Here is a 9,540-nt window from a genome sequence, read left to right on the forward strand (position 1 = left end):
TGACTTGGCGAACAGAGGGCTTCATCGTGGTAGAGAAAACACCTGTTGCAACACTGGAATTCGACCCGCAGTTGAACGAACTGGGCAAAGGCAAGGCACTTCGGGATGGGTTATCCGTTGCGCTACAGATCGACAATACCCTCTGGGTGGCAAACGACGAGACGGTCAGCCTGGAAAGGCTCACGCATCTCGCAAACGCTGACAATAAGCCAGACACCTATCACTACGCCCAACACAAGCAATTTTTGCTGAGCCACTATCTTGCGTTACCGGCCACGGCTGACGATCCGGCTGACCTGGAAGAGGCGGATATAGAGGGCCTGGCTTACGATGGCGACTACCTCTGGGTGGTCGGGTCGCACAGCCTGAAACGCAAGAACCCGAAGTTGCAGGATGGCCTCGACCTCGACAAAGCCAGAAAACAGTTGGCCAAGGTCAGCCATGACGGCAATCGCTATCTGCTGGCGCGGATTCCGCTGCTGGCAAGCGAGGGGACCTACGAACTGGCTAAAAGCGGCATACACGATGGCAGGAAACTCCATGCCGCTCTGCTGGAAAGCAATAAAAAAGGTAACGAACTGACCAAACTGCTGCAAAACGATAAGCATCTGGGGCCGTTCCTCGCGATTCCTGGCAAGGATAACGGCTTCGATATCGAAGGTCTGGCCGTCGTCGGCGAGCGAATCTTCCTCGGCCTGCGTGGCCCGGTACTGCGCGGCTGGGCGGTCATACTGGAAATAGGCGTACAGGAAGACAAGGCGCAGCCCTCGACCCTGGTCCTCAAAAGCATCGGCCCGAAAGGCCGTCGCTACCGCAAACACTTCCTGCAACTGGGTGGCCTGGGTATCCGGGATCTGTGCGTGCAGGGTTCCGATCTGCTGATTCTCGCCGGACCGACCCTGGATATCGATGGCCCGGTCAGCATCTTTCGGTGGGTGGGCGGCACGGCTCCTGAGGATGAAGCGCTGGTACCCGCCAGCGAACTGCAGCGAATCCTGGAGGTTCCCTATGGTGAAGGGGTGGATCATGCCGAAGGCATGGCCCTGTTCAACTCAGGCAAAGGCCAGGCAAAACCATCGCTGCTGGTGGTATACGACGCTGCAGCCGAACCACGCAAGCGGGGGGAAAGCATGGTAACGGCCGATATCTTCAAACTGGGTTGAAGATCCGGGAAAGCCCGTCTCACGTGCAATTCGGCAAGTCGTCTCGCCATGTTCGTCGCCAACTTATCGGAAACTCCACAGACCTGCATGCGATATAACAAGTGGCCGGTACCGAGTAGAAGCACCCACAATGTGACGGTAGATTCAACTCAGTAACCGTTCAGTAACCGAGTGGTATGCATGATTCGTATTCATCATGCCTCTTTTCTGAAGAGGAGCGCATGAGCAAATCTTTTGACCAGTCGGAGAATTCGAGGCTGAACTCAGAGGGCTTTCCGCCCTCCATTTTATAAGTCTTTTCTAACGTGTACTGAAAACAGAATCAGGAATGCAGATGAAAAAAGCTCTCATGGTTACCATATGGTCCTGTGCTGCAGGCATCGCTTTTACCGCCAATACAGTTCTAGGCTCAACTCTGGATGAGATACGCTCCCAACAGTCTCCGTTATATCTGGCCGAAGCCGGACAGGCTGCCTCAGCCGAATCCAAAAAACCGCCTGTTGAAGAGTATGACGGTCAAAAGTTGGACGTTAAGGAGGTCATCTCCATCCAGGAAGAAAATGCACCCGCAAAACCTAACGTTGGTCCCTGCAAAGTCGTACCTACGGAGATGATCTACAAGGATTCCTCGGGCAAGAAGCACGATCTGGAATTCGAAGAGGAAAGACAGAATTGCAATGACAACTAGCTACAAGTTCTCGACGCTTTAGCAAGAACACTCGGTAAAAACACAAGTAGATTCAGGGCCGAACTCTGCCAGGAAGCCAGTGACTGCTCCATTGCCGGCCTACATACCATAACGTCACAGCCAAAGAGGGTTGATAAACAAGCCTTCTTTGGCTGCATGACTACCCAGCGAATGCTACCCGGCGACGGCTCACCAGGACTCCTGCTGCATTGCAGGAATGCCAGGTCCCGGCTCTACTGATAGCGTAAATGCCCGGACCATCAAGGTAGCGGTAGCGCCGCCGAGGATGGCAGGGTTTCGGTTTTCAGCCACTCAAGGAGCCTGGCCTTGTCTCTTGCCCGACGCAAATTCCTGACCGTATCGCTACTTTCCAGCGCCGCCCTGGCCGCAGGCCGCCTTCAGGCTGCCGATGCTGCCGACCCGTTCGGCCTGCAACGAGACTGGGACGGCAGCCCGGCCATGCTGATGCCCGACCCGGCGTGGGAAATCCACGACGCGGCCTTCAAGGGGCGTCTGGGCAATGCGCTGCTCGAACGTCTGTGGACGGGCGGGCGCTGGACCGAAGGGCCGGTCTGGATGGCCGATTGGCGCTGCCTGCTGTTCAGTGATATCCCCTCGGCGCAGGTGCTGCGCTGGAACGAGGACGATGGCCGGGTCAGCGTATTCAACGCCCAGTCCCACAACGCCAATGGACATACCCGCGACCGAGAAGGGCGGCTGATCAGTTGCGAGCACGACAGCCGCCGGGTGACCCGGCTGGAGCATGACGGCAGTACCGCCGTGCTGCTGGACGCCTACCAAGGCAAGCGGCTCAATGCACCGAACGATGCGGTAGTCGCCGCCGACGGGGCCATCTGGTTCACCGACCCCGGCTACGGCATCTTCGGTCCCTACGAGGGACACAGAGCCGAGTTCGAACTACCGACCAATGTCTATCGGATCGATCCGCAGGGCGGCACTGCCCAGGTCGTTGCGGATGATTTTCACCGCCCCAACGGCATCGCCTTCTCGCCGGACGGCAAGCGCCTCTACATCAGCGATACCGGCCAGCCCGAAAAGGGCCAGCGCAATCACCTACGAGTCTTCGACGTGAACGGCGAGCAGCTCGAAAACGGCCGCGTGCTGATCGAGGTCGAATCCGGCGCGGCAATCGATGGCTTTCGCTGCGACAGCGACGGCAATCTCTGGTGCAGCTGGGCGGGGAACGCGGCGCAGAACAGCGTGAAAGTCTTCAACCCCGAAGGAAAGCCCCTGGCGACCCTGCACCTGCCGGAAACCGTCTCGAACCTGACGTTCGGCGGCCCCAAGGGCAACCGCCTGTTCATCACCGGCGGTCAATCCCTGTACGCCATCTTCGTCAATGCGAGCGGGGCACGCTAGAATCGCGCCCCATGAACGATGACGACCTCTCCCCGCTGCTCAATTCCCTCAACGATGCCCAGCGCCAGGCGGTAACCGCCCCGCTGGGCCGGCAACTGGTCCTGGCTGGCGCCGGTTCCGGCAAGACGCGCGTACTGGTGCACCGGATCGCCTGGCTGATCCAGGTAGAAAACGCTTCGCCGCATTCGATCCTGGCGGTGACCTTCACCAACAAGGCCGCCGCCGAGATGCGTTCGCGCATCGAGCAACTGCTCGGCCTCGATCCGCGCGGCATGTGGGTCGGCACCTTCCACGGGCTGGCGCACCGGCTGCTGCGCGCGCACTGGCAGGAAGCCGGGCTGAGCCAGAACTTCCAGATTCTCGACTCCGACGACCAGCAACGGCTGCTCAAGCGGGTGATTCGCGAACTGGGCCTGGATGACAACAAATGGCCGGTACGCCAGGCCCAGTGGTTCATCAATGGGAAAAAGGACGAAGGTCTGCGCCCGCAAAACATCCAGGCCAGCGGTGATCTGTTTCTCGGCACCATGCGCAAGATCTACGAGGCCTACGAAACAGCCTGCGCCCGCGCCGGGGTAATCGACTTCGCCGAGCTGCTGCTGCGGGCGCTGGATCTCTGGCGCGACCACTCCGGCCTGCTGGAGCATTACCAGCGGCGGTTTCGACATGTGCTGGTGGATGAATTCCAGGACACCAACACGGTGCAATATGCCTGGCTGCAACACCTGGCCAAGGGCGGCGCCAGCCTGATGGTAGTGGGTGACGACGATCAGTCGATCTACGGCTGGCGCGGTGCCAAGATCGAGAATATCCAGCGTTTCGGCAGTGACTTCCCGGACGCCACGACCGTACGCCTGGAGCAGAACTACCGCTCCACCGCCTGCATCCTCAAGGCCGCCAACGCGCTGATCGCCAACAACCAGGGCCGGCTCGGCAAGGAATTGTGGACCGAGGGTGGCGAAGGTGAGCCGATTTCCCTCTACGCCGCCTACAACGAGCACGACGAAGCGCGCTATGTGGTGGAAGGCATCGGACAGTCGCTCAAGACCGGGCTTGCGCGCAGCGACATCGCCATTCTCTACCGCTCCAACGCCCAATCGCGGGTGCTGGAGGAAGGGTTGTTGCGGGAGAAGATTCCCTATCGTATCTACGGCGGCCAGCGCTTTTTCGAACGCGCCGAAATCAAGAACGCCATGGCTTACCTGCGCCTGATCCAGACCCGCCACAACGATGCGGCGCTGGAACGCGTGATCAATCTGCCTGCGCGCGGCATTGGCGAGAAGACCGTGGAAAACCTGCGCGCCTTCGCCCGCAGCCAGGACCTGTCGCTGTGGAATGCACTGCATCAGGCCGTGGGCACCAAGGCGGTTGCCGGTCGCTCGGCCAGCGCGTTGAATGCCTTCGTCGAGCTGATCGATACCCTGGCGTTGAGAGTGGAACAGATGCCGCTTTCCCTGCTGACCCAGACCGTGATCGAACAGTCCGGCCTGCTCGCCTACCACCGCGACGAAAAAGGCGAAAAAGCCCAGTCGCGGGTAGAAAACCTGGAGGAACTGGTCAACGCCGCCCGCGCCTTCGAAAACGAAGAACGGGAAGAAGGCCAGACCGTGCTGGAAGCCTTCCTCGACCATGCCTCACTGGAAGCGGGCGATCAGCAAGCCAGCGCCTTCGAAGACAGTGTGCAGTTGATGACCCTGCACAGCGCCAAGGGCCTGGAGTTTCCGCTGGTGTTCCTGGTCGGCATGGAAGAAGGGCTGTTCCCGCATAAACAGAGCCTGGAACAAGCCGGTCGACTGGAGGAGGAACGCCGGCTGGCCTACGTTGGCATCACCCGCGCCATGCAGCGCCTGATCGTGACCTACGCGGAAACGCGCCGGCTGTACGGCGGCGAAACCTACAACAAGGTGTCGCGCTTCGTCCGCGAGATTCCACCCTCGTTGCTTCAGGAAGTGCGCCTGTCCAATACCGTGGGCCGGCCCTATTGTGCCCCGCAAACGTCCATTTTCAGTGGAGCCGGCGTGCCGGATACGCCGTTCAGGCTTGGCCAGCGGGTACGGCACGCGCTGTTCGGCGACGGCACCATTCTCAATTTCGAGGGCGCCGGCGCCCATGCCCGCGTGCAGGTCAACTTTGAAAGTGAAGGCAGCAAATGGCTGATGCTGAGCTACGCCAAGCTGGAAGCGGTTTGAGCAAGCAGGCTGCACCATGAAACGGCGCCAGCTGCTGGGTGGCGCGGGTCTGACGGCCATTGCCCTGGTCGGCTGCGACGAGCCTGCCAGTCAGCCGCCGCAAACCACCTCGTTGCATTGGCGCATGCTCAACGCCCGTCCCGATCTGGAAGCGGCGGCCAGACGCCTGGTCGAGCGTATCGCGACACTGAGCGATGGCCGGCTGATCGTCGAACTGTTGCCGAGCGAGCCACAGTTGGAGATTCCCGCCCAACTCGCCCATGGCCAAGCCCAACTGATCTACGGCGGAGCCCGCCATTGGCATGAACGAATCAGCGCCGCAGCGTTTTTCGAGGCGCAACCGTTCGGCCTCACAGCGCTGGAAATGGCCGCCTGGCTGAATCAGGGCGGTGGCCAGGCACTCTGGGAACAAACCTGGGCAGCAGTCGGATTGCAGCCCTTGCTGGCCGGCAACCAAGGCCCGGCCATGGGGATCTGGTGCAATCGGGCAATCGACCACCCGGACGCTCTGCAAGGCCTGAAGATCCACCTTCCCGGTCTTGCCGGCGCGGCGCTGATCCGTCTCGGCGCAGTACCTGTCGAACTGCGCGCCGATGAAATCCCGGCGGCATTACGCCTTGGCGCACTCGACGCGGCCGGGGTTATGCAGACAACCGATGCGCTACCGGTCGCACGCTACTGCTACCAGCCCGGCTGGCAGGCGCCGCAGCAACCGGTCGAGTTGCTGATCGACCAACAGGCCTGGAATGGCCTGCCGCCCCTGTTGCAGGCCATTCTCGACACAGCGACGCGTGCTGCCACCCAGGATATGCTGGGCGAACAGCTTTACCAGGCGGCCCTGGCCCAGGAAAAACTGCGCCGCTCAGGCACCGAGTTACGCCGCTTTCCCCAGGCGGTATTGGCGGCATTGCAGCTTGAAACGGAAAAACTGCTTGGTGAACTGGCGCAGCACGCGGAACTGAACGGCCGTATCTGGGCCTCGCAGAAAGCCTTCCAGGCACAACTCGCCCCGTTGCAGGCGCTTGCCGATCCAGACGGCTGACGAGCCTCAGTAGTGATGAACAGGCATTGATAAATCATTTCACCCGGTGAACGGCTTCACTGTCAGCGCCAGCCCGTGCGCCTAAAGTGCCCGATTCAGGCGCTACCGCCTCTTCCAGCCTTTCACGGGTGCATATGGATATCCAGTCGATGTTGAAAATCCTGGCCAGCCAGGACGGTTCCGATCTCTACCTCTCCACCGGCGCGCCGCCCTGCGCCAAGTTCAACGGCGTACTGCGGCCATTGAGCACCGAACCGCTGCAGTCCGGCGCCATCGCTGCAATAGCCAACGGCATCATGGATGCCGAGCAACGGGCCGAATTCGAGCGCGAGCTGGAAATGAACCTGGCCATCGCCTTCAACGGCATCGGCCGTTTTCGCATCAACATCTTCAGGCAGCGCAATGAAGTCTCCCTCGTCGCGCGCAACATCAAGCTGGACATTCCACGCTTCGAAGACCTGAAGCTGCCACCGGCGCTGCTCGATGTCATCATGGAAAAGCGCGGCCTGGTGCTCTTCGTCGGCGGCACCGGCTCCGGCAAATCCACCTCCCTGGCAGCGCTGATCGACTACCGCAACCGCAACAGCAGCGGCCACATCATCACCATTGAAGACCCGGTGGAATACGTGCATCGGCACCGCAAGTGCATCATCAACCAGCGCGAAGTCGGTGTGGACACCCGCAGCTTCCACGCAGCCCTGAAGAACACCCTGCGCCAGGCGCCGGATGTCATCCTGATCGGCGAAATTCGTGATCGCGAGACGATGGAACACGCCCTGGCCTTCGCCGACACCGGCCATCTGGCAATTTCCACCTTGCATGCCAACAACGCCAATCAGGCGCTGGACCGCATCATCAACTTCTTCCCGGAAGAGCGCCGCCCACAGTTACTCAACGACCTGGGCAATAACCTCAAGGCCTTCATCTCCCAGCGTCTGGTCAAAACCCTCGACAATCGCCGCCGGGCCGCCGTCGAAATCATGCTCGGCTCGCCGACCATCCGAGAACTGATCTATCGCGGCGAACTCACCGAACTCAAAGGCATCATGGAAAAATCCCGCAACCTGGGGATGCAGACCTTCGATCAGGCCCTGGTCGATCTGGTGAACGAAGGCGCCATCGGCGAAGAGGAAGCCCTGAGAAACGCCGACTCGGCGAACAACGTCCGTCTCAGGTTGAAGCTGCAAGGCGACGGCAAGACATCGCCCCAGACCGCCGCGGGCCACGGGCTGGAACTGCAGCTCGAAACTCTCGAAACGCCCGAAGAAAATCCCTGACCTCCGACCAGACGGGCTGCCTCGGAGCGATCAGTGTCACGGGCTACTGAACGGCTGAAACTATGAAACGTTTCACGTAACGGCACGGCTCTCCATTTCGTTTCAAGCAGCAGGGACGCCGCCACTGGCGACGTTACGGTAGTAACCAACGATTTTGGCAATACCCTGACCTTCACCCAAGACACCTACTACCAGCCACTCTCTTTAAGCACCGCAGGATTCACGGTTTCATACAACTACAACAGCAAAAACCGGCTGATCCAACTCACCAAGTCCTGGGGCGGCACGGCAACCCAGACCAGAAGCTTCCACTACGAAAACGCCAGTTATCCGCGCCACCTGAACGGCATCACCGACGAACGAGGCATCCGTTACGCCACCTGGACCTACGATGCTCAAGGCCGAGCCATTTCCAGCGAACATGCCGGTGGTGCCAATAAAGTCACCCTCTCTTATGGCTCCGATACCACAACCGTAAACAACGAGCTGAATAAGCAGACGATCTACCACTTCGATGTCGTCCAGTGCGTCAAAAAGATTACCCGGATCGAAGGCGAACCCTCCGCCAACTGCCCGGCCAGCAATTCCACCTATGCCTACAACGCCAACGGCCAGGTTCAGACCGCGACCGATGCCCAAGGGCATGTCACCCGTTACACCTACAACACTCGCGGCCTGGAAAGCAGCCGCACCGAAGCCGCCGGAACCCCTCAGGAACGCACCATCACCACCGAGTGGCACCCCACGCTCTCCCTGCCCATGACCGTGACCGAGCCTGGCCGGGTGATCCACTACCAGTACGACGCTCAAGGCAACCCGCTCAGCCAGACCATTGCCGAGCAGTGACCGCACAAGGAATCGCATCGTGAATTCAAGGATGTTTCGTCTCGACTTTCTGCCTCTTCTGCTCCTGGCGCTGGCAGGCCGCGTCCAGATCCTGGAACTACAGCTCGGCCAACGCGTGCGCAAGCTGCTCGCCAGCCACAACATAGCTTTTCTCTACACCCCGGATGGCCAACTGCTCGGTGAAACGACATTCGACAACCAAGGCCGCAAACTCGGCAGCCAGTACTACCTCTGGCTGGACGAAACCCCGATCGGCGGCGTCACCGTCGCCTACAACGCCAGCGGCGCAGTGACCTTCAGCACCCCCTTCTACATCCACAGCGACCACCTGAACACCCCTCGCCTGATCACCGGTAACACCCGGCAAACCCTCTGGAGCTGGGACTCCGACGGCTTCGGCAACGGCCAGCCCAGCGGTGCATTCGCCTTCAACCTGCGCTTGCCCGGCTAATACCACGACAGCAAAACCGGCCTGTACCACAACTACGTTTTCTTGACCGACCTCAGTTGCAATCAGCGTAGGCACAAGACCGATAACTGCGAGCAGCTACACCTACACATTTTCGGCACTGCGGTAGAACTCCATAGTGGCCGCAATATCGGCATCGCCCAAACCACGCGACACCAGCCACCTATTCAGATCGAGAGCCAGACTCGTAAACGGCAACGGCAGCCCGACAGACCGCCCGAGGTCCTGTGCGTTCTGCATGTCCTTGAGCATATTTGCGATTCTCCCCGTCGGGGCGTAATCATGGTTCGCAAATTTCACGAAGAATTCGCGAAATATCACAGAGTCGGCGCGGCCGTCAGATAGTGCTTCGACCACTTGCTGCGGATCCAGTCCGGCCGCGCCGGCGAGAGAGGCCGACTCGGACAATGCAAACAGCCCGATACCAACCAGCACCTGGTTGATGATCTTGACTGTCTGCCCAGAGCCTGCCGGACCGAGATGCGT

The 9,540-nt window shown here is 60.2% G+C and carries 9 protein-coding genes; 7 read left to right on the forward strand and 2 right to left on the reverse strand.

The genetic code is table 11. The features are described from left to right. Nucleotides 1-26: 26 nt before the first annotated feature. From FHR87_RS17510 to FHR87_RS17535, 6 genes are all read left to right on the forward strand, one after another. Entirely contained in the window at nt 27-1,163 is a 1,137-nt protein-coding gene (locus FHR87_RS17510) for a DUF3616 domain-containing protein (RefSeq protein WP_420826755.1), read from the forward strand. A gap of 334 nt (nt 1,164-1,497) precedes the next feature. Then, complete coding sequence (locus FHR87_RS17515) at nt 1,498-1,851, forward strand: DUF2790 domain-containing protein (protein WP_246336091.1); 354 nt, start codon at nt 1,498-1,500, stop codon at nt 1,849-1,851. Between the two features lie 327 nt (nt 1,852-2,178). Continuing rightward, nucleotides 2,179-3,231, forward strand: a complete 1,053-nt coding sequence (locus FHR87_RS17520) for an SMP-30/gluconolactonase/LRE family protein (protein WP_183168076.1) — start codon at nt 2,179-2,181, stop codon at nt 3,229-3,231. Between the two features lie 11 nt (nt 3,232-3,242). Further along, nucleotides 3,243-5,420, forward strand: a complete 2,178-nt coding sequence (gene uvrD, locus FHR87_RS17525) for a DNA helicase II (protein ID WP_183168077.1) — start codon at nt 3,243-3,245, stop codon at nt 5,418-5,420. Nucleotides 5,421-5,436: 16 nt separating this feature from the next. Then, entirely contained in the window at nt 5,437-6,462 is a 1,026-nt protein-coding gene (locus FHR87_RS17530; protein WP_183168078.1) for a TRAP transporter substrate-binding protein, read from the forward strand. A 134-nt stretch (nt 6,463-6,596) separates the two neighbouring features. After that, the gene (locus FHR87_RS17535) at nt 6,597-7,739 is read left to right on the forward strand and encodes a PilT/PilU family type 4a pilus ATPase (protein ID WP_183168084.1); all 1,143 of its coding nucleotides are present in this window, start codon (nt 6,597-6,599) and stop codon (nt 7,737-7,739) included. A 228-nt stretch (nt 7,740-7,967) separates the two neighbouring features. Here FHR87_RS17535 and FHR87_RS19345 read toward each other — a convergent pair whose 3' ends face one another. Continuing rightward, a complete protein-coding gene (locus FHR87_RS19345) occupies nt 7,968-8,603 on the reverse strand; it encodes a hypothetical protein (protein ID WP_246336092.1) in 636 nt (211 codons plus the stop codon). Between the two features lies 1 nt (nt 8,604). Here FHR87_RS19345 and FHR87_RS17545 point away from each other — a divergent pair, with 1 nt between their 5' ends. Continuing rightward, entirely contained in the window at nt 8,605-9,036 is a 432-nt protein-coding gene (locus tag FHR87_RS17545; protein ID WP_183168079.1) for a hypothetical protein, read from the forward strand. A gap of 102 nt (nt 9,037-9,138) precedes the next feature. Here FHR87_RS17545 and FHR87_RS17550 read toward each other — a convergent pair. Continuing rightward, nucleotides 9,139-9,540 (reverse strand): NAD(P)-dependent oxidoreductase (locus FHR87_RS17550; RefSeq protein ID WP_183168080.1); only part of this gene is annotated, 402 nt, incomplete at its 5' end.

Source organism: Azomonas macrocytogenes, from assembly GCF_014191985.1.
Lineage (GTDB): Bacteria > Pseudomonadota > Gammaproteobacteria > Pseudomonadales > Pseudomonadaceae > Azomonas > Azomonas macrocytogenes.

Excerpts from the sequence above, each read along its gene's own strand:
- FHR87_RS17515 (WP_246336091.1), top strand. The coding sequence starts at position 1,498 with ATGAAAAAAGCTCTCATGGTTACCATATGGTCCTGTGCTGCAGGCATC.
- FHR87_RS17535 (WP_183168084.1), top strand. The coding sequence starts at position 6,597 with ATGGATATCCAGTCGATGTTGAAAATCCTGGCCAGCCAGGACGGTTCC.
- FHR87_RS17530 (WP_183168078.1), top strand. The coding sequence starts at position 5,437 with ATGAAACGGCGCCAGCTGCTGGGTGGCGCGGGTCTGACGGCCATTGCC.
- uvrD (WP_183168077.1), top strand. The coding sequence starts at position 3,243 with ATGAACGATGACGACCTCTCCCCGCTGCTCAATTCCCTCAACGATGCC.
- FHR87_RS19345 (WP_246336092.1), bottom strand. The coding sequence starts at position 8,603 with ATGCGATTCCTTGTGCGGTCACTGCTCGGCAATGGTCTGGCTGAGCGG.